The sequence below is a fragment of the Paraburkholderia sp. MM6662-R1 genome (genome assembly GCF_050436245.1).
GTDB lineage: Bacteria > Pseudomonadota > Gammaproteobacteria > Burkholderiales > Burkholderiaceae > Paraburkholderia > Paraburkholderia tuberum.
On record NZ_JBNDLV010000001.1, the window covers coordinates 215,927 to 236,392 of the forward strand.

The following is a 20,466-nucleotide window of genomic DNA, read 5'->3' on the forward strand; positions in this document are numbered from 1 at the left end:
TGAATCGGCGCCGCCGGCGGGGCTCGCCCGCACGCCACGCGAGAACCTATCCATTTACCACGCCGATACGACATCGATGCGACACGATTGCACGAGCGCGTCGATTACACAAATCGCCCCATCGGAGCATGCCGCGCGCGGTCTGAACGCAGTATTATTCTTCAGGTTTCCTTCAGCTTTGCTCCGTACTATTTGCGCCACTGCCCGTGGCCTTTCCGGACCGCGGCCACCGCTACGTGCAGGTCGGGCACAGGCTTTCCCGACCTGCATTCGGGCAATGGAACAGAATAGATTCCCGACTGAAAACCGAAAGCGCCTATAAAGGCTTGCTGGAGCATCCATGAAAACTCTGTTCTTGCAGGCGCCGTCGTACGACGGCTTCGATGGTGGCGCGGGTTCGCGCTATCAGGCCAAGCGTGAAGTTCGCTCGTTCTGGTATCCGACGTGGCTCGCCCAACCCGCGGCACTGGTTCCCGACAGCCGCGTGCTCGACGCCACGGCAGACGGCCTGTCCGTCGACGCCGCCCTCGACATCGCCTCGCAATACGAGCTGGTGGTGATCCACACCAGCACGCCATCCTTCCCGACCGACGCGTTGTTCGCCCAGGACCTCAGGAAGCGCAAGCCGTCGCTGCTGATCGGCATGGTCGGCGCGAAGGTCGCGGTCGATCCGCACAATTCGCTGACCGCGACCGAGGCCATCGACTTCGTGTGTCGCGAGGAATTCGATTTCACCTGCAAGGAAATCGCCGAAGGCAAGCCGTTCGCGCAGATCCTGGGCTTGAGCTATCGCACCCCCGACGGCTCGATCGAGCACAACGAAGCGCGCCCGATCCTCGAGAACATGGACGAGCTGCCGTTCGTCGCGCCGATCTACAAGCGCGATCTGACCATCAAGAATTACTTCAACGGCTACCTGAAGCATCCGTACGTGTCGCTCTACACTGGCCGCGGCTGCCGCTCGAAGTGCACGTTCTGCCTGTGGCCGCAAACGGTCGGCGGCCATCGCTATCGGGTGCGTTCGGTCGAGAACGTGCTCGAGGAAGTCAAGTGGATTCGCGACAACATGCCCGAAGTCAAGGAGATCATGTTCGACGACGACACGTTCACCGACTTCAAACCGCGCGCCGAAGAAATCGCGCGAGGCATGGGCAAGCTGGGCGTCACATGGTCGTGCAACGCGAAGGCGAACGTGCCTTGCTCGACGCTGAAGATCATGAGGGAAAACGGCTTGCGCCTGCTGCTGGTCGGCTACGAATCCGGCGACGACCAGATCCTGCTGAACGTCAAGAAGGGCTTGCGTACCGACATCGCGCGGCGCTTCGCCCAGGACTGCCGCACGCTGGGCATCAAGGTGCACGGCACCTTCATTCTCGGCTTGCCGGGCGAGACGCCGGAAACGATCCAGAAGACCATCGAGTACGCGAAAGAGATCAATCCGCTGACGATCCAGGTGTCGCTCGCCGCGCCGTACCCGGGCACTACGCTCTATAACCAGGCGGTCGAGAACGGCTGGCTCGCGGAGAACAAGGTGATCAATCTCGTCAGCAAGGAAGGCGTGCAGCTGGCGGCGATCGGCTACCCGCATCTGTCGCGAGACGAGATGTACCACCAGCTCGAAAACTTCTATAAACGCTTTTATTTCCGGCCGTCGAAGATCTGGGAGATCCTGCGCGAAATGCTGACGAGCTGGGACATGATGAAACGGCGCCTGCGCGAAGGCGTCGAATTTTTCCGCTTCCTGCGCGCGCACGAGGCGTGAGCGCCGCACACCTCGCCGCCGTCACGCTCGCGTACGCGTGCGCGGCGGCGACCGTTGTCGGCATCGGCTACACCGTGCTCGCGAGCGCGCTGATCGGGCGCTTCTTCGCGAGGGATGTAGCCGAACCCTCCAGCTTTCCACCCATTACGGTGATCAAACCGTTGCATGGCAACGAGTGGGCGTTGCTCGACAATCTGTCGAGCTTCTGCGCCCAAAATTATCCCGGGCCCGTGCAATTCCTGTTCGGCGTGCATGACTGCGCCGACCCCGCGCTGCAAACCGTCAACGAACTGCGGCGCCTCCATCCTCAGGCGGACATCACCGTCGTCGCCGATGCGCGTCTGTACGGCCCGAACCGCAAGATCAGCAATATCCTCAACATGGTGCCGCAGGTGCGCCACGACGTGCTCGTGTTCGCCGACAGCGACGTGTGCGTCGGCCCGGACTATCTGCGCAACGTGATCGGCGAATTGCAGCAGCCGGGCGTCGGGCTCGTCACCTGCGCATATCGCGGCCAGCCCGATCCGGGTTTCTGGCCGCGGCTGTCGGCGATCGCAACCAACTACCACTTCCTGCCAGGCGTCGTCACCGGACTCGCGCTCGGGCTCGCGCGGCCGTGCTTCGGCCAGACCATCGCGATGCGGCGCGACACCTACGAGCGGATCGGCGGTTTCAAGCCGTTCGTGCAGCATCTGGCCGAGGACTACGAGATCGGCGCGGCGGTGCGCGCGGCGGGCGAGCAGGTCACGATTCCGCCGTTCGCGATCGCGCATGCGTGTGTCGAAGCGAGCGCCGCACAACTCGTGACGCACGAACTGCGCTGGAGCCGCACGATTCGCCGCATCGATCCGCTCGGGCACTTCGGGACGGCGCTCGTGCATCCGTTGCCGTTCGCGCTGCTCGCGCTCGCGTGCTCGGGCGGCGCGCCGTGGGCGTGGCTGCTCGCGGCAGTGACGGTGGTCGCGCGTCTCGCGTTGAAGTGGCGCGCGGATCGGGCGTTGCGTCAACGCTGCCGCGATCTGTGGCTTCTGCCGTTATGGGATATCGTATCGTTTGCGATTTTCGTCGCGAGCTTCCGCTCGTCGCGGGTGATCTGGCGGGGCTTCAGCTTCAAGGTCGACGGCGACGGGCTGCTGTCGGCGGCGCAGGACGAATGACGAACGAACGGCAGATTGGGCTGGCAATGAACGAAGAAGTTTCGAGCGGGCGAAACGGGAGCGCCCTGGAGACGCATGGCAGCGCCCCGGCGACACGCGGCGTGCGGCGCATCACGTATACCGAGGTCGTGTGCGAGGTGCCCGCATTATGAAGCATCTGGGCCGCGCGGCTGCGCTCGCGGGTTTGCTGATCTCTTTGTGGCTCGTCTGGCGCGAAGATCCGCGCGCGGTGTTCAGCGCGTTGCGCGCGGCCGGCGCGGGCCTCGTGGTGGCCGCGCTCGCGCATGTGCTGCCAATGATCGCCAACGCGTGCGACTGGCGCTCGCTGATTCGCGGCGCGAACCGCCCCAGCTTCGGCAGGATGCTGCATCTGGTGTGGGTGCGCGAATCGGTCAACTGCATGCTGCCGGTCGCGCGGATCGGCGGCGAACTCGTGTCATTCCGTATGTTCAAGCGCTGGGGCGTCAGGCCCTCGACAGCGGTGGCCAGCACCATCGTCGACATGCAGCTGACCGTAATCAGCCAGCTGATGTTCACGATGGTCGGGATTGGTTTTCTGTTCGCCAATGCGCAATCGGGCGCGCTGCGGCTCGCCGGGCAGCTCGCGTGGGGCGTGGTCGCGTTGACGCCGGTGCTGTTGCTGTTCGGGCTCGTCCAGCATGCCAATCCGTTCGAGCGCATCACGCGCGTGGCGAACCGCGTGACGAGCGGCAAGCTAACCGCGCTGGTCGGCCAGTCCGCCCAGATCGATCAGTCGATCAAGGTGATCTGGCGCCGCCGCGCGGTCGTGCTGCGCTATCTGTTCTTCTGGCAGCCGCTGCAATGCGTGCTCACCTCGCTCGAAATCTGGCTCGCGCTGTATTTCCTCGGCGCGCGCGTGACGCTCGTCGAGGCGATCGTGATCGAATCGCTGATCCAGGCGGTCAGCAGCGCCGCGTTCTTCGTGCCGGGCGGTCTCGGCGTGCAGGAGGGCGCTTTCATACTGATTGGCGGCGCACTGGGGCTCGACCCCGCCACCTGTCTCGCGCTCGCGGCCGCGCGGCGAATTCGCGATCTGCTGATATTCGTGCCGGGCCTGATCGCGTGGCAGCTGTTCGAGGCGTCCGGCAGCGCGCGGCCGCATGCCGCACCGCACGGCGTGCGCGCCGAACTGGCCAAGCAGCGTTCGGGCGTCGCTGACGCGAACCGGGGCGGTGAGCGGCGCTGAGCGATTGGCGCGCCTTCAGCGCGTCGCGCGATAGGCCGGAAACGACACCCGCACCGCAAGCCCCTGGTCCCCGATCCCGGCGCCTAGCTGCAGACTCGCACCGAAATGTTCGGCGATCCGCGCAACGATCGACAAACCGAGCCCGCTGCCGGTCGCCTGATTGCCGGTCGCGCGGAAAAAGCGGTTCGTGAGCCGCGCGAGATCGTCCGGCGCGACGCCGGGGCCGTCGTCGCGCACGATCAGTTGCACCTGCTCGTCGGCATGGCGCACCGCCACTTCCACAGTGCCGCCCGAGCGTCCGTACTTGATCGCGTTATCGAGCAGATTGTCGAGCAGGATGCCGATCAGCACGGGCTCCGCGTCGATCTCGGCGAGCATGTCGCCGACCAGCATCACATTGATGTGCTTCTGTTGTGCATTGCGCCTGTTCGCGAGCAGCGTATCTTTCGCGATCGCCGCCGGCCTCAGCGGCTCGGTGGGCAGCTTCTCCTGCACGTCGAGCCGCGCGAGCAGCAGCAGTTGCTCGGCGAGCCGCGCGCTGCGATCGACGCCTTGCACGACGCGCTCCATCGCGAGCCGCTGCAGCGCGATGTCGGGCTCGGCGAGCGCGACCTGCGCCTGTACCTTGATCGCTGCGAGCGGCGTCTTCAGTTCGTGCGCGGCATCGGCGGTGAAGGCGCGCTCTAGCTCGCGCGCATGGTGCAGACGCGCCAGCATCTGGTTGATCGCGTCGACGAGCGGGCGCACCTCGAGCGGCGTGCGGCCGATGCCGACCGGTTCCATGCGGTTGATGTCGCGCGAACGGATCGCGGCCGACAACACCTTCAGCGGCGCGAGACTCCAGCCGATGCTGAGCCACACGAGCACCGCGAGCACTGGCAGCGCGATCAGCGTGGGCCGCGCGATGCGGCTCGCGACACCGCTCACCAGGTCGCTGCGGGTGTTGGCCAGTTCGAACACACGCACGCAGTGACCGAGCGCCGTTTCGCGCAACGTGAACGAGTGATAGAGCTGACCGCCCAGCGTGACGTCCTGCGCGCCGCTCGCGGGCGGCAACGGCAAATCCCACGCGGCGAGCGCATGCAGTTGCGGGCTGCCCGCCAGAACGGCGCCGTTGGCCGCGCGCACCTGGAAGAGGGCGTCGCGCGGCAGCGTGTCGTCGTCGTCGAGATCGCTCGCGCCGGGCTCACCGCCTCTCTCTTCTTCACGCACGTCGATGCGCGCATTGGCGAGAGTCATCAGATTCGTCGAATCGAGCAGCGCGAGCATCTGCGCGAGTTCGGCGAGACGCGCTCGTTCCCACGCGGCGACTTCGTGGATGGCTTGCCGGTAGCTCGACACGAGCGCGCAGCCCCATACGATCGCGATGCTTGCGAGCACGAGCAGCACGAGGCGCCGCCGAATCGACGGACCGATCATTCTTTCTCCATCACATAGCCGATGTTGCGCACGGTCTTGATCAGGCTTGCGCCGAGCTTCTTGCGCAGGTTCGACACGTGCACCTCGATCGCATTGCTTTCGATTTCTTCCTGCCAGCCGTACAGGCTTTCTTCGAGCCGCGAGCGCGACTGAGGAATGCCGAGATTGGTCAGCAGTTGCAGCAGGATCGCCCATTCGCGCGACGTGAGCGGCACGCGCGCCTCGTCGATCTGCACCGTTTGCGCGGCCGGATTCACTGTCAGATTCTGGTAACGAATCAGATCGATACTGCGACCTTGTGCGCGGCGCAACAGCGCGCGGCACCGCGCCACCAGTTCGGTGAGATCGAACGGCTTGCCGAGATAGTCGTCGGCGCCCGCTTCGAGTCCGCCGACGCGATCGACGACCGTGCCTTTTGCGGTCAACACCAGCACCGGCACGTCATTGCCGGCGTCGCGCACGCGTTTGAGCAGTTCCGTGCCGCTCACGCGCGGCAGGCCGAGGTCGAGTACCACCAAGGCATATTGAGTCGTGTCGAGCGCGAGGCCGGCCTTGTGGCCGTCGCGTGCCCAGTCGACTGTGAAGCCGGCCTGACGAAGGCCCGCCTCGACACCGCAGCCGATGAGTTCGTCGTCTTCTACGAGGAGTAAGCGCATGAGGCAAATATTCCATTGTGGAGCGTTCTTGCATAACGTCGAGCATTTAGATGCAAGCGGCATTGATGCACATAGACGAACAATCTGCCGCGTTCCGAAGTGTAACCACGCCGTTCGTTAGCCGCTTCATGCCATGCGCGTGGTTAAGGTTTCCTTCAGCTTGAATCGATACCATCGACGCGCTATAAAATGGTCGTCGCAGATCGTAATGCATGTGCGAGACGACGTTGTCGTCAGGCCATCGCAACCTGATCGTAAGGACTTCGATGGAGCGACGCGCGAGGCATTCTTTATACTGGTCGATGGCGTCAACGGACGATCTCGACGAGTCCCGCCCATTGCCAGCATCCGGTCAGGCCGCAAGGCCGCGCACGAGGCACGTTATGAAGCGAGTCACCATCGACATGCTACGAGCCCATCTGCTAGTGGCGTCTCTGACGGCCGCAGGCACCGAAGCGCTGCTGTGCATGGCGTTGCCGGTACTGCCGGTCTCTGACGCTTTTTTCGCTTCGGCATCGTTCAGGCTGTTCGCGCTCGCGCTGATCATCGGCGGCGTGGTGATCGCGCGCGAATTTGCCGAGGTCGCCTTCGAGGTCGCGGTGCGGCGCGACTGCGCGACTCGCCCTGCTCGCGGCGCATGGCCCGCCGTGATCGCAGCGAATTGTCCGCGCCGGTGGCTCGTCGTGCTTCATCTGCGACTAACGGGGCAACCTTTCGTGCTGGCCGAGCACTGACGGACACGGACGGCACACAATGGCGGCGCACGTGTTGATTGCATGTCAATGGCTTCTGTTAGCCGCCTGCGTTAGCGCTTCGATCTACACGGCAGCCGCCGCGCTCGCCATGCCGTTTTTCACCGCCCGACATAAATCGAACCATCATGGGGGCAGGGCCGTCAATCGCGCGCTCAGCCGTTCGCTGATGGATTCGCTCGATTGCCCAACCGGGCCGTTCGCGCAGGTCGGTGTCAGCGTGCTGAAGCCGCTGTGCGGCGCCGAGCCGCGTCTCTACGAAAATCTGCGAACCTTCTGCGAGCAGCGACATCAGCATTTTCAGCTGGTGTTGGGTGTGTCGTCGCCGCACGATCCCGCCATCGCGGTGGTGCGCCGTTTGCAGGCCGCCTATCCGAAGCGCGACATCGAGCTTGCAATCGACACACGCGTACACGGCAGCAATCTGAAAGTCAGCAACCTGATCAACATGGCGGCACGCGCGCGCCACGACGTGATCGTGATCGCCGACAGCGACATCGCGGTCGACCCGGACTATCTCGACAGCGTCGCCGCGCCGCTCGCGGACCCGAACGTCGGCGTGGTCACGTGCCTGTACGTCGCGCGCGGCGTCGGCGGCTTCTGGCCGCGTGTCGGTGCGCTGTTCATCAACGAGTGGTTCGCGCCCTCGGTGCGGGTCGCCCATGCGATGGGCTCGCGCCGCTTCGGCTTCGGCGCGACGCTCGCGTTGCGGCGCGCGACGCTGGAGCGCATCGGCGGCTTCGAAGCGCTGAAAAACTGCCTCGCCGACGACTACTGGCTCGCCGAGCACGTGCGCGCGCTCGGTCTGCAAACGGTGCTGTCGCGCGTGATGGTCGCGACCGACGTGATCGAGCCGACCTTCGCGGCGCTGTGGCAGCGCGAAACGCGCTGGCTGCGCACGATCCGCTCGGTCAATCCGCCGGGCTTCGGGTCGCTGCTGATCACGTTCCCCACCCCGTGGCTGTTGACGAGCGCGGGGCAGACCGTGTCGCTCGCGACGTGTGCTCACGCGCCTTTCGCGGCGGTGGTCGCGAGCGCGTCGGCCACCGCCGTCTGCGTTGGCGCGCGCCTGCTGCTGCACCTGCGCGCGGCACGCCGCGCGCGCACGTTCTGGCGCGATCTGCCGCTGGTGCCGTTGCGCGATACGCTGCTCGCGCTCCAGTGGCTCGTCAGCGCGTTCGGTTCGCACGTGGTGTGGCGCGGCGAGCGCATACAGTTCGGCACGCCGTCCGCCGAGCGCAGCGGCCGGCTGGACAGCCTCACGTGATGGAGAGCGCAAAACCCACCCAGTCGCGCGGACTGATCATCACCGCCGACGATTTCGGTCTGCATCAGCGCGTTAATATCGCGGTCGAGCGCGCGCATCGCAACGGTGTGCTGCGCGCCGCGAGTCTGATGGTCGGCGCGCCGGCTGCCAAAGACGCGGTCGCGCGCGCGCGGGCGCTGCCGGAACTGCGCGTGGGCCTGCATCTGGTGCTGGCCGACGGCGCCGCGCTGGCGCCGCGCGAGCAGGTCGCCGCGCTGCTCAACGAGAATGGCCGCTTCGGCAGCAACATGGTGCGTGACGGTGTGCGCTTCTTTTTTCTGCCGCACGTGCGCCGGCAGCTCGCGCACGAAATTCGCGCGCAATTCGAAGCCTTCGCCGCGACCGGCCTTACGCTCGACCACGTGAACACGCACAAGCATTTTCATCTGCATCCGACCGTGCTCGGCCTGATCCTCGACATCGGCCGCGACTACGGCATGAAGGCGATGCGTCTGCCGTTCGAAGCGAACGCGCCGCTGTGGCTGCGGCCGTGGATCGCGCACGTGAAGACGCGGCTCGAGCGCGCGGGGATCGCGCACAACGACTACGTGGTCGGCATCGCGGCGAGCGGGCGCATGGATGAGGCGACCTGGCTCGCCGCGCTCGCGAATCTGCCGCATGGTGTCGGCGAAATCTACTGTCATCCGGCGCTGGCCGGCGACGCGCTGAGCGACGGCATGCACGACTACCGGCATGCCGACGAGTTGCAGGCGCTGCTGTCGCCACGGGTGGCCGCCGCGATCCGCGCGCTTGGGGGGCGGCTCGGCGGGTTCGCGGATGTGCTTGCGTAGCGCCATGCTTCGAGAAACGCGGAAAACTTTGGCCACGCTCACACCGGCTGCTTTTTCATCAACAGCTTCAGCAACGCCGGCAGCAGCAACAGCACGAGCGGCAACTGCACGATAAGACAGGCTTAACGTCGAATCGCGCGAGCCGGGCCGTGCGAAATCGACGCGTCGTCCGTACCCCCGTAAGCGTTCGTTAAGCTGCGACGGACGATAATGCGGCGGCCAAAACCGCACCAAGGAGAGGAGAGGAGAGGAGAGGCCATGCGCCTGCTACTGGTCGAAGACGACGACATGATCGCGGAATCGGTGCTGGGCGCGATGCGCCGCGCCGGCTACGCGATCGACTGGGCCGAGGACGGCCGCGCGGCGGAACTGTCGCTCGATAACGGCGTGTACGACCTCGTGCTGCTCGACCTCGGCCTGCCGAAAAAAGACGGCATCGACGTGCTGAACGCGTATCGCCGCAACGGCGGCCCGGCGCCCGTGATCATCCTGACCGCGCGCGACGCGGTCGACGAGCGCATCCGCGGTCTCGACGCCGGCGCCGACGACTACCTGATCAAGCCGTTCGATCTCGACGAACTGGCCGCGCGCATTCGCGCGCTGCTGCGCCGGCGCACCGGCCAGAAGCAGCCGGTCTACAGTCACGGCGAACTGACGCTCGACCCCGCCGCGCATGAAGTCACCAAGGACGGCGTGCCGCTGCCGCTGGTGCCGCGCGAATTCGCGTTGCTGCAGGCGCTGATCGAGGAGCCGACCCGCGTGTTCACGAAGGCCGAGCTCGAAGAAAAGCTGTACGGCTGGGGCGAGGAAGTCGGCAGCAATACGATCGAAGTGCATGTGCACAGTCTGCGGCGCAAGATCGGCGCGGACCAGATCGTGACCGTGCGCGGGGTCGGCTACCGCCTGAAGAGGTGCGGATGACGTCGATTCGCCGCTGGCTGCTCGGCTGGCTGATCTTCGGCATGGCGGCGGCGTCGATGATCGCGGCTTTCGCGATCTTCCATACCGCGCGGCGCGAGGCGAGCGAGCTGTTCGACTACGAACTGCGCACCGTCGCGCTGTCGCTGCCGTCGGCGCTGAGCGGCGCGGGCAGCCGCGAGCGGCGGGAACCCGACCTCGGCGATCTCGCCGACGACCGCATCGTCATCGAAATCTGGGACCGCGGCGGTACGCTCGTCTATCGCTCCGCGCAGGCGCCGGAGTTCGAGCGTCTGCCGCTGGGCTTTCACACAGTGCCGCGCGGCGAATACCACTGGCGCATCTTCGGCGTCGCGCAGACAGACCGCTACGTGCAGGTCGCGCAACCGGTCGCGGTGCGCGAAGAACTCGCGTTGCAGCTCGCGCTGCACACGCTGTGGCCGCTCGGCGTGCTGCTGCCGGTGACGATCGCGCTGGTGCTGCTGGTGGTCGCGCGCGGGCTCGCGCCGATCGGCGGGCTGTCGCGCGCGCTCGCGACGCGTTCGATCGATTCGCTCGAACCGCTGCGGCTCGACGGCAACCTGCCGGTCGAAATCCGGCCGCTCGTCGAAGCGCTGAACGATCTGCTGCAACGGTTGCATACGGCGTCGCAGGCGCAGCGCACGTTCATCGCCGATGCCGCGCACGAGCTGCGCTCGCCGCTCGCGGCGCTGAAGCTGCAACTGCAGGCGGCGTCGCGCGATGGATCGCTGAGGGGCGAGGGGCAGACGCTCGAGCGCGTCGAACATCGGGTGAACCGGATCATCCACCTCGTGCAGCAACTGCTGACGCTCGCACGCGAAGACGCGCAGCCGGTCACGTCGACGGTGCCGGTCAGCCTGCGCCGCATCGGCGAGCAGGCAGTCAGCGATTGTTCCGTGCTCGCGGAGTTGCGCGAGATCGATCTCGGCCTCGAATGCGAACACGCGCGCGCGCCGAACGACGCCTATACCGTGCTCGCGGAGCCGCACAGTATCAGCGTGTTGTTAGGGAACCTGATCAATAACGCAATCCGTCATACGCCGGCGGGCGGCCGTGTCGACGTGGTGCTGCGACGCACGGGCGAGCGCGTGGGCTTCGAGGTCGTCGACAGCGGCTCGGGAATTCCCGAGGCGGAACTCGAACGCGTGTTCGACCCTTTCTATCGCGGCGACGAGTCGAAGGGCGAGGGCAGCGGGCTCGGTCTCGCGATCGTCGCGCGGATCGCCGAGCGGCATCAGCTCGGCCTGTCGCTGAGCAACAATGTCGGGGCGCCCGGTTTGCGGGTGTCCGTCACGGGGCTGCGCGCGCCCGCCGCCCACGCGCCCGTCACGGCCGCGAATTGACGATCGTCATTGCGGCTCGGGTTGTCACAAGCACGTAGGCGCACGCTGCTACAATCTCATTTTTACGGATCGACAGATTGGTTGTGCACTATGGGTTTCGAACAACTCGCTGAACTGAAGAAGCAACTGGCCGCGGCGCGTGCCGCCGCAGAGTCCGCCGGCAAGCCCGATCGCAAATCGGCCACGCGCCCCGCTTCGAAGTCCGCCGGCAAGCCCGCTTCAAATTCAGCGGCACATCCTGGTTCACATGCCGACCGTGGTGCCAATCCGGGCACGAAGCCCGGTGGCCGGCCCGGCGCGAAGCCGGCCGCAAAGGCCGGCGCTCGCCCGGACGGCAAGCCAGGTACGCGAGCCGGCGGCCCGCAGCCGGCGCGCCACACCGCGCCCGCCAAGCCGGCGGTGGACGCCAAGCCGGTGGACCCGGTGGTGCGCTCGATCGGTCGTCTGCAAAAACGTTTCCCGGTCGCTTTCCCGAAGAATCCGGCCCCGAAGCTGCCGCTGAAGATCGGCATTTTCGAAGACCTCGTCGTGCATGCGAAGGAACTGTCGCTGAGCGAAGCCGAGCTGCGCGACGCGATCAAGACGTGGTGCCGTGGCGGGCGCTACTGGAAGAGCCTCGTCGAAGGCGCGGCGCGCGTCGACCTGGCGGGCGTCGAAGCCGGCAAGGTCACGGCGCAGGAAGCGGCGGGTGCTCAGCGCCTGCTCGCGCATCGCGCGGCGAAGGGCGCGCAGAAGGCCGCCACCGCGACGGCAAGCGCGCATGCGCCGACCGATGCAGGTACGCCGGCCGAGGGCGCGGCCGCTGAAGCGTCACATGCCGAAGCAGCGGTAGCGGCAGTTGCGGAACAAGCGGCCCGCCAAGCGGATGTCGCTGCTGCGTCGCCGGAAGCCGTAGCGGCGGATGCCGCCGGGAGCGCGGACACCCAGGCGCAGACCAGCGCGCAACACGAACCGCAAGCCACCGCTCCCGCCTCGCCCCCCTCCCAAGCCTAACCTTGGCACAGCCCGCCATGGCCTCGATCACGAGGCCATGACGGGCGGCGCAGCCGTCAACCGGCTGCGCACGAATCCCACATGCTCGCGCAGCACGTAAAACGCATCCGCATACGCGAGCGGCATGCGCAGGTGGCTCAGCGCCGCCTCGATCTCGTCCAGTTGCCCCAGTAGCTGCGTGCGCTCCTCGTCGGTTGCGCCGGCGAGCGCGTGCCGCTCGATCGCGATCAGCGAACCGTAATAACGATAGATGCGCGAGCGCACCCGCCACCGGTACAGCGCCGGAATCACGCGCATGGCGGGCAACAGCAGCACGGCGACCGGCAACAGCAGGAAGAGCGTACGATCGCCGATGCTCGCGAGCCAGAAAGGCAGCGTCCGATACAAAAAGCCCTTGCCGGTCCGGTAATAGCGCTGCGCGTCTTCGCTGATCGGATATTCGTGCTCGACCGGGTTCGGGAACTGGCCGGCGTGCTGCAACAGGCCCGCGGCGCCGTGCACTTCCTGCGCCGCCTCGATCAATAGATCCGAAATCGCCGGATGCAGCGTGCTGCGCGCGACGAGTTCGACCGTCGGACTAATCAGGTGAACGGTCTCGGGCGGAATGCGCCGCTTCAGATCGAGCACGCCGGGCGGCAAGTCGATCTGGTCGAGAAACGGAAAGACGCGTGTATAGGCGCTCGCTTCGTCGAAATTCATCACCGAGATGCCGGGTACGCGCAATAGCCGCAGCATCAGGTCGCGCGTGGCCGAATCTCCGTTCAGAATCGCCGCGTCGACCTCGCCGGCAACCAGCTGCGTGGCGGCCTGCAGGCCGTCGCTCGGCACTAGTGTCGTGGCGCCGCCGGGCTCGATGCCGTTCGCCGCGAGCAGTTGCAGCGCGAGCAGCCGCGTGCCGCTGCCTTCGCGGCCGACCGCGATCCGCTTGCCTTCGAGCTGCGCCAGTTGCGTGAGCGCCGCGCCGCGATAGAACACGACGATCGGCACATAGCACACGCTGCCGAGCGACACCAGCGACGAAGTATCGAGCCCTTCGGCCACCCCACCCTGCACGAGAGCGATATCGACGTGCTGCTTCGGATCCAGCAGCCGCTGCAGGTTCTGCACGGAACCTTCGGATTCGAGCACGTTCAGGCGGATGCCGTTGCGCGCGAGGATCTTGCGGTACTGGTTCGCGGTGACGACGAACGAGCTGTCGCGCGGGCCGGCGCTGATCGTGATCGTGCGCGGCGGCGCCGGATTGGCGATCCAGACGATCAGCACGATCGCGAACGCGATCAGCAGCGCCGTGACGAAGTAGGGCAGCAGGTGCTCGCGCCATTCGGCGCGCGTAGGTTCGGCGGGAAAGTGCGGAGGCCGCGGACGCTGCGCTTTCATGAAGACTCCGTGCGGGAAGCCAGGCGAAGGCATTGTCGCCTGTGCGGGGCGGCTTTGCCGTCGACGGTTCGCTCTATTGACCGGGCGCGCGGCGCCGCATCGCCGTGCTCACGCACGCGGCGCTCAAACGCGCTTGAACAACTGCCGCGCGAGCGAGCACATCAGCAGCGTCGCCGGCGATTCGTCCTGTAGGCGCCGGCTCATGATGATCGGCGACGCGGCGCTTGCCGACGGAATCGGCCGGTACGCGACGCCATGCGCGCGCAAGCCCTCGACGCTCTCCGGCACGAGACACACGCCGACCTGCGCGGCGACCAGCCCTAGCGCGGTCTGCAACTCCCGCACTTCATGGATCGCTTTCGGCTCCAGCGCCTGATCGTGCATTGCCGAGATCTGCTGGTCAGCATAGCTCGGCCGCGGCGTGCTCGGATAGACGATCAGGGTTTCCTCGGCGAGCGCGGCAAGCGTCAGCGGCTTCTTTTGCCGCGCGAGTGGATGGTCCTGCGGCAACGCGGCGATCATCCGTTCCTCGACCAGCACTTCGCGCGCGAGTTGCGCATCGTCGAAGCGCAGCCGGCCGAAGCCGACGTCGATGCGGCCACCTTTGAGCGCGGCCAACTGCTCGATCGTGAACATCTCGATCAGCGACAGCTCGATGTGCGGCGCGGCCTCGCGAAACGAGCGGATCACCGCGGGCAGCGCGCCATACAGCGTCGACGGTACGAAACCGATCACGATGCGTTCCGCCAGTTGCGCGAGCCGGCGCGTGAGCGGCGCGAGCTCGTCGGCTTCATCGATCAGACGTTTCGCCTGCGTGTAGAAAATGCGGCCGGCTTCGGTGAGCCGCAACGGCCGCGAGCCGCGCTCGAACAGCGGCAGGCCGACACTTTCCTCGATCTGCTGGATCTGCCGCGACAGCGGCGGCTGTGTCATATGCAGACGATTGGCCGCCCGCGTGATGTTCATCTCCTCGGCGACCGCGATGAAGTAGCGAAGTTGGCGAAATTCCATGCATGCCTCTGAGATGTGATGCGTCGGCGATTGGTGTTGCGTTGGTCTGCTGCGCCTTGGGCGCTGCCGGTTGCGGTACGGTGCTGCCGCCGCGGCGCTGCGCGAGGGCAACGAATGATAGCAACAGCGCCGCTCAATACCGGCCAGATGACGCACGAGCGCGTTTTCCGCGCGCGGCAGCGCATTCAGCTCGCGCATGCTGTTGCCGTCGTTCGTCACCAACGGGTGGCAGCTGTTTGCGGGATCGGGCGTGCGCGCGTTCGTCGGACGCTTATGGCCGATGCTGGCGGGCATCGTACTCGGCACGCTGGTTGCGGTAGTTCGGTCAGCGCGTGCGCGGTTCTTTATCTGTCTGCTCGGCCCCGGCGTTCAATCGATGGCGCGCGCATCTGTTTAAAAGACGTTGGGAGCAGCGGATCGCGGAGGAGGGAGATCGTGTGGCAAATTATTCTCGATACGCTCGGCGCGCTCGCGGTGCTCGCGAGCGTGGCCGCGCACATCGCGCTGCTGCTCGGCAGCGAACAAAAGTGCGATGAATAAAAGCGCTTTGAGTGTGTAGCGCCTGATCGCGCCGCGGCGCAAGCCAAACAGCATCAATCGTCGTAAGCCACGCGTAAACGTGGCCATCGAGGTCTGATGCGAATCGATTGTTCGTCGGAAGCGGCGTATCAATTCGTCTCGAGCCGCTTTATCCGGCCTCGCGGCATGCCTAAATTAACGACCAGTGACAGCGCCACTGCATTTCCGGCTTTTATTGGCGTGGACCCCGCGGCTCCTCGCGAGGCATGCCGGCGCGAACCATTGAAAGGACACGATGATGAGCAAGCTCACTGGCAAGGTAGCGGTTGTAACGGGTGCATCGAAAGGCATCGGAGCGGCGATTGCGAAGGCATTGGCGGCGCAAGGCGCGTCGGTCGTGGTGAACTATGCGTCGAGCCGCGCGGGCGCCGACAAGGTGGTCGCCGATATCACGGCGGCGGGCGGCAAGGCGGTCGCGGTTGGCGGTGACGTGTCGAAGGCCGCGGACGCGAACGGCATTATCGATACGGCGATCGAAACGTACGGGCGGCTCGACGTTCTCGTCAACAACTCGGGTGTCTATGAATTCGCGGCGCTCGAAGAGATCACCGAAGCGCACTTCCATAAGCACTTCGATGTCAACGTGCTTGGGCTGCTGCTCGTGTCGCAGGCGGCGGCCAGGCATCTGGGCGAAGGCGGCAGCATCGTCAACGTGAGCTCGGTCGTGACCCGCATCACGCCGGCGACCACCGCGGTCTACACGGCGACCAAGGGCGCGGTCGATGCGATCACCGGCGTGCTCGCGAAGGAACTCGGACCGCGCAAGATCCGCGTGAATTCGGTGAATCCGGGCATGGTCGAGACCGAGGGCACCCACAGCGCCGGCGTGATCGGCTCGGACTTCGAAACGTGGGCGATCAGCACGACGCCGCTCGGCCGTATCGGCCAACCCGACGATATCGCGGATGTCGTCGCGTTCCTCGCGTCGGATGACGCGCGCTGGTTGACGGGCGAGAGCCTGATCGCGAGCGGCGGGTCGCGTTAAGTCTGAAGGGGTTGCCAACGCTGGTGGCAACCCGCGGAACGATTCGGGGGCGATCGCGGGCGGCGGGGCCGGCAGCATGAAGGCCACGCCGCTCCTTGCAGCGACGGCGCGCGAGCTACGCGCGTTGAACATCGCCCCCCAAGACCTCTGTTTCGGCTCCCGGCAACTCGACCGCAAAAAACGCGTCGAGCAGATTCGAACCCGGCCGCTCGGCGAGCCGCGTCAGCGATTCGATCATCTGCACGCGGCAATCGAGCAGCGGCACCATCCGGATCCGCCGCGACTCGTTGAACTCTGCGCGCGCAATGACGCCGACGCCAATTCCCTGCGCGACCGCTTCCTCCAGCGCCTCGCGGCCATCCACGTACATGACCGGCTCGACTTGCAACGACTCGCGCACGAGCTCGATTTCGAGCAGTTGTTGGGTGACCGATTGCGGCTCGCGGAAGATCATCGGCTGTTCGACGAGCTCCGCGTAACTCAGCCGACGCTTCTTCGCGGCCGGGTAGCTCGCCGGCACCATCGCGACCAACGGATCGCGCCGCAACACGCGCGACTGCAAGCGGCTATGCACCTGCGGCGCGGCCGTGATCGCCGCGTCGACCGCGCTCGACAGCACGCGCTGCATGCACTCTGCCGCATTGGCGATCGACAGCGTGACGACGATGCCCGGGTGCCGCTGGCGAAACGCGCCGATCAGCGCGACGGCGAGATCGGGCGCATCGGCCGCGAGCGATAGCGAACCCGACTCCAGCCCGCCCGCTGATTCGAGCAGTTGGCGCGCCTCCCGCTCGCAACTGAGCATGTGCCGCGTCACGCTGAACAGGCGCAGCCCGAGTTCGGTCGTCTCCACGCCGCGCGGCCCGCGCTCGAACAGCTTGACGCCGTAATCCTGTTCGAGCCGCCGCACGTGATCCGACACCGCCGGCTGCGTCAGCGACAACGCCTGCGCGGCTTTCGAAAAGCCGCCATGTTCCGCGACCGCATGGAACGCCCGCAATTGCGCGTATTGCACGTGTGCCTCGCCAGCAAATAAGTTTTTGCGATACCGTCATCGATTATATCGATTTTGCCGATGGACAACGCTTCTGTATCGTGCGAGCTATCGACATAGCGATATCGGAGTGGCGGACATGGAAAGCGCGATCGGCGGTTCGGCGGCGACATTGGCCGTGGCAGCCGCGGCAACATCGACCCGTTGCACCACACCCTGCGCCGCGCCGGCTGGCGGCGAGCCTTATCTGCTGACGCCGGGCCCGCTGACCACGGCACTATCGACGAAACAGGCGATGCTGCGCGACTGGGGCTCGTGGGACGGCGAGTTCCGCGCGATGACCGCCGAGTTGCGCGCGAGCCTGCTGGAGATCGCCGGCGACACCGCGGGCGACTACGACTGCGTGCCGCTGCAGGGCAGCGGCAGCTACTGCGTCGAAGCGATGCTCGGCAGCCTGATTCCGCGCGACGGCCACGCGCTCGTGCTCGCGAACGGCGCGTACGGCAAGCGCGCGGCGATCACGCTTGGCTATCTCGGCCGCGCCTGCACACTGCTCGACAAGGGCGACTACCTGCCGCCGCGCGGCCTCGAAGTCGAGCGCATGCTTGCCGCCGATCCATCGATCACGCACGTGGTCGCGATCCATTGCGAAACGAGCTCGGGCATCCTCAATCCGCTCGATGAGATTGCAGCTGCGGTCGCGAGGCACGGCCGCAAACTGCTGATCGATTCGATGAGCGCCTTCGGCGCGGTGCCGCTCGACGTGCGGCAGATCGCGTGCGAGGCGTTCGTGTCGTCGGCGAACAAGTGCATCGAGGGCGTGCCGGGTTTCGGCTTCGTGATCGCGCGCAAGATCGCCCTGCGCGAGGCGAAAGGCCGCAGCCATTCGCTCGCGCTCGATCTCTACGATCAATGGGAGGTGATGAATCGCACGGGCCAGTGGCGCTTCACGCCGCCCACGCATACGGTGGCCGCGTTCCTCGAGGCGCTGCGTCTCTACCAGCTCGAAGGCGGGCAGCCCGCGCGGCTCGCGCGCTACGCCAACAATCGCGACGTGCTGGTGGCCGGTATGCACGAGCTTGGCTTCGAGCCGCTGCTCAACGGGCGCTGGCGCTCGCCGATCATCGTGACGTTTTTTTCGCCGGCGCATCCGTCGTTCGAGTTCGTGCGCTTCTATGAACTGATGAAGGAGCAGGGCTTCATCATCTATCCGGGCAAGCTGACGGTGGTCGACAGTTTCCGCATCGGCTGCATCGGTCAGGTCGACGAGCAGGTGATGCGACGCGTGGTCGATGCCTGCGCGCAAGCGCTGCGCACGATGGGCGTCACGCACGCGGGGCCGCCGCCCGCCGCGCTCGACGAACGCAAGGCGCTCGCGCAGGCGGCCTGAGCCGCGACAGCAAACCCGCGACGGCAAACCCAATACATTCGGATTCCTGGGGATTCAAGCAGATGAAACACGTGAAGGCAGTGATTTTCGATTGGGCCGGCACGGTGGTCGACTACGGTTCACGCGCGCCGATGGGGGCCTTCGTCGAGACCTTCGAGCAGTTCGGCGTGCCGATCACGATCGACGAAGCGCGCGGCCCGATGGGCATGGCCAAGCGGCCGCATATCGCGGCGCTGATGGCGCTGCCGCGCGTGGCGCAGGCTTGGGCCGAGCGCCACGGCCATACGCCGACCGACGCCGATATCGACGCCGTGTACGAGGTGTTCGTGCCGAAGAACATCGCGGTCGCGGCGAGCTACAGCGCGGTGATCCCGGGCGTCGCCGAAGTCGCGAGCGCATTGCGTCAGAACGATATCCGCATCGGCACGACGACCGGCTATACCCGCGAGATCATCGACGAAATCGTACCGGGCGCGGCCGCGCAGGGCTTTGCGCCGGACAGCATCGTGTGCACCGGCGATACGCCGGAAGGGCGGCCGTCACCGTACATGATCTACCGGACGCTGCCGCTGCTCGGCGTGTGGCGCGCGAAAGAGGCGATCAAGGTCGACGACACCGAGGTCGGCATCGAGGAAGGCATCAACGCCGGCACGTGGGCGGTCGGTGTCGCGGTGAGCGGCAACGCGTTCGGCATGAGCGAGGCGGAGGTGAAGGCGTTGCCGGCCGACGAATTCGCCGCGCGCCGCAACGCCGCGATGGCCAGGCTGAAGGCGGCTGGCGCGCATTACGTGATCGATAGCGTCGCGGATCTGATGCCGGTCGTGTACGACATCGACGCACGGCTCGCGCGAGGCGAACGGCCTTGAAGCGTCACTTGAAGAAACCGACCGCGAGATCGATGAACTCGCGCACCTTGCGCGGCACGAACTCGCGGCTCGGATACACCAGCGACACGGCCACGTCGCCATTGAGCACCGCATAGCCGTCGAGCACGCGCACCAGCGTGCCGGCGCGCAACTCGTCCTCGACCATTTCGAGCGGCAGCAGCGCGATGCCCATCGCGCCCAGCGCGGCCTGCTTCTGCATGATCATGCTGTTGACCGTGAACGATGCATCGATGGCGATGCTCTCGCCGCTGTCGTCGCCGTCCTCGCTCGCGCTTTCGGCATCGCCGTCACCCTTGCGGAAGATCCACATCGGGCCGGTCGTGTCGAACGGCGCGGCAATCAGCCGATGCCCGTCCAGTTCGGCCGGCGTTTGCGGATGACCGGCCTGCGCGAGATACGCGCCCGCTGCCACCGGCACCGCGTGCGAGTTGATCAGACGCCGCGCCACCAGCGACTCCGAGCGGATCATATGCTCGGTCACGATGCCGACATCGAAGCCGCCTTCGAGCAGATCGACCCGTTTTTCCGTCAGCGTGACGCGCAGGTTGACTTGCGGAAAGCGCGCCTGATATTCGGCGAACAGCGGCGTTAGCCGAAACAGCGAAAAACTGCCGAGCGCGACGATGCGCAGGTCGCCCGCCACGTCGCGCGAGGCCGTGGTCGCGCGCGACTCCACTTCCTCCAGTTCGGCGAGCAGCACGCGGCAACCGTCCGCGTATTGCGCGCCGGCCTCGGTCAGCACGACCTTGCGCGTGGTGCGCTGAAACAGGCGAATGCCGAGATGCTGTTCGAGGCTCGACACATGACGCGTGACGACCGACGTCGACACGTTCAGTTGCCCGGCGGCCTGCGCGAAGCTGCCGACATCGGCCACCTTGACAAAGGCCTGCATGGCCTGAAAAAGATTGATCATTCGAG

General features: G+C 66.2%; 18 protein-coding genes. 12 read left to right on the forward strand and 6 right to left on the reverse strand.

The genetic code is table 11. The annotated features are described in order from the left end of the window. Positions 1-340 precede the first annotated feature (340 nt). From hpnJ to OKW39_RS00940, 3 genes are all read left to right on the forward strand, one after another. Entirely contained in the window at positions 341-1,762 is a 1,422-nt protein-coding gene (gene hpnJ, locus OKW39_RS00930; RefSeq protein ID WP_429561834.1) for a hopanoid biosynthesis associated radical SAM protein HpnJ, read from the forward strand. Continuing rightward, a complete protein-coding gene (hpnI, locus tag OKW39_RS00935; protein WP_429561835.1) occupies positions 1,759-2,919 on the forward strand; it encodes a bacteriohopanetetrol glucosamine biosynthesis glycosyltransferase HpnI in 1,161 nt (386 codons plus the stop codon). The genes hpnJ and hpnI (OKW39_RS00935) overlap by 4 nt, the downstream gene beginning before the upstream one ends. Positions 2,920-3,067: 148 nt before the next feature. Beyond that, positions 3,068-4,126 carry a lysylphosphatidylglycerol synthase domain-containing protein gene (locus OKW39_RS00940; RefSeq protein ID WP_429561836.1) on the forward strand — a complete coding sequence of 353 codons (1,059 nt, stop codon included), beginning with the start codon at positions 3,068-3,070 and terminating at the stop codon, positions 4,124-4,126. A gap of 15 nt (positions 4,127-4,141) precedes the next feature. On the opposite strand, the gene OKW39_RS00945 is transcribed toward OKW39_RS00940, so the two are convergent. Continuing rightward, positions 4,142-5,545, reverse strand: coding sequence for an ATP-binding protein (locus OKW39_RS00945; protein ID WP_429334690.1), 1,404 nt, complete (start codon positions 5,543-5,545; stop codon positions 4,142-4,144). Continuing rightward, entirely contained in the window at positions 5,542-6,201 is a 660-nt protein-coding gene (locus OKW39_RS00950; protein ID WP_090805227.1) for a response regulator, read from the reverse strand. The genes OKW39_RS00945 and OKW39_RS00950 overlap by 4 nt, the downstream gene beginning before the upstream one ends. Before the next feature lie 383 nt (positions 6,202-6,584). Between OKW39_RS00950 and OKW39_RS00955 the strand changes: the two genes are divergently transcribed. From OKW39_RS00955 to OKW39_RS00980, 6 genes are all read left to right on the forward strand, one after another. After that, complete coding sequence (locus tag OKW39_RS00955; protein WP_429561837.1) at positions 6,585-6,935, forward strand: hypothetical protein; 351 nt, start codon at positions 6,585-6,587, stop codon at positions 6,933-6,935. 19 nt (positions 6,936-6,954) lie between these two features. Continuing rightward, positions 6,955-8,220, forward strand: a complete 1,266-nt coding sequence (hpnI, locus tag OKW39_RS00960) for a bacteriohopanetetrol glucosamine biosynthesis glycosyltransferase HpnI (RefSeq protein WP_429561838.1) — start codon at positions 6,955-6,957, stop codon at positions 8,218-8,220. Then, positions 8,220-9,050 carry a hopanoid biosynthesis-associated protein HpnK gene (hpnK, locus tag OKW39_RS00965; RefSeq protein ID WP_429561839.1) on the forward strand — a complete coding sequence of 277 codons (831 nt, stop codon included), beginning with the start codon at positions 8,220-8,222 and terminating at the stop codon, positions 9,048-9,050. Before hpnI (OKW39_RS00960) ends, hpnK begins: the two co-directional genes overlap by 1 nt. A gap of 258 nt (positions 9,051-9,308) precedes the next feature. Further along, positions 9,309-9,971, forward strand: coding sequence for a response regulator (locus OKW39_RS00970; RefSeq protein ID WP_090805221.1), 663 nt, complete (start codon positions 9,309-9,311; stop codon positions 9,969-9,971). Further along, on the forward strand, positions 9,968-11,332 hold the full coding sequence (locus tag OKW39_RS00975) for an ATP-binding protein (RefSeq protein ID WP_429561840.1): 1,365 nt from the start codon (positions 9,968-9,970) through the stop codon (positions 11,330-11,332). Before OKW39_RS00970 ends, OKW39_RS00975 begins: the two co-directional genes overlap by 4 nt. Positions 11,333-11,422: 90 nt before the next feature. Beyond that, positions 11,423-12,325 (forward strand): ProQ/FINO family protein, encoded by a 903-nt coding sequence (locus tag OKW39_RS00980; protein ID WP_429561841.1) that lies wholly within the window; start codon positions 11,423-11,425, stop codon positions 12,323-12,325. A 27-nt stretch (positions 12,326-12,352) separates the two neighbouring features. Here OKW39_RS00980 and OKW39_RS00985 read toward each other — a convergent pair whose 3' ends face one another. Beyond that, positions 12,353-13,702, reverse strand: coding sequence for a TAXI family TRAP transporter solute-binding subunit (locus tag OKW39_RS00985; protein ID WP_429561842.1), 1,350 nt, complete (start codon positions 13,700-13,702; stop codon positions 12,353-12,355). A gap of 123 nt (positions 13,703-13,825) precedes the next feature. Continuing rightward, positions 13,826-14,713, reverse strand: a complete 888-nt coding sequence (locus OKW39_RS00990; protein WP_090805807.1) for a LysR family transcriptional regulator — start codon at positions 14,711-14,713, stop codon at positions 13,826-13,828. Between the two features lie 817 nt (positions 14,714-15,530). Between OKW39_RS00990 and OKW39_RS00995 the strand changes: the two genes are divergently transcribed. After that, complete coding sequence (locus OKW39_RS00995; RefSeq protein WP_187612769.1) at positions 15,531-16,277, forward strand: glucose 1-dehydrogenase; 747 nt, start codon at positions 15,531-15,533, stop codon at positions 16,275-16,277. A 115-nt stretch (positions 16,278-16,392) separates the two neighbouring features. Here the strand turns inward: OKW39_RS00995 and OKW39_RS01000 are convergent, their stop codons facing one another. Beyond that, positions 16,393-17,292 (reverse strand): LysR substrate-binding domain-containing protein, encoded by a 900-nt coding sequence (locus OKW39_RS01000; RefSeq protein WP_187630911.1) that lies wholly within the window; start codon positions 17,290-17,292, stop codon positions 16,393-16,395. A 118-nt stretch (positions 17,293-17,410) separates the two neighbouring features. Here OKW39_RS01000 and OKW39_RS01005 point away from each other — a divergent pair, with 118 nt between their 5' ends. Next, positions 17,411-18,661 (forward strand): 2-aminoethylphosphonate--pyruvate transaminase, encoded by a 1,251-nt coding sequence (locus tag OKW39_RS01005; RefSeq protein ID WP_429561843.1) that lies wholly within the window; start codon positions 17,411-17,413, stop codon positions 18,659-18,661. 62 nt (positions 18,662-18,723) lie between these two features. Then, a complete protein-coding gene (phnX, locus tag OKW39_RS01010; RefSeq protein WP_090805208.1) occupies positions 18,724-19,527 on the forward strand; it encodes a phosphonoacetaldehyde hydrolase in 804 nt (267 codons plus the stop codon). A 4-nt stretch (positions 19,528-19,531) separates the two neighbouring features. On the opposite strand, the gene OKW39_RS01015 is transcribed toward phnX, so the two are convergent. Beyond that, positions 19,532-20,461 carry a LysR family transcriptional regulator gene (locus OKW39_RS01015; RefSeq protein WP_090805804.1) on the reverse strand — a complete coding sequence of 310 codons (930 nt, stop codon included), beginning with the start codon at positions 20,459-20,461 and terminating at the stop codon, positions 19,532-19,534. Between the last annotated feature and the right edge of the window lie 5 nt (positions 20,462-20,466).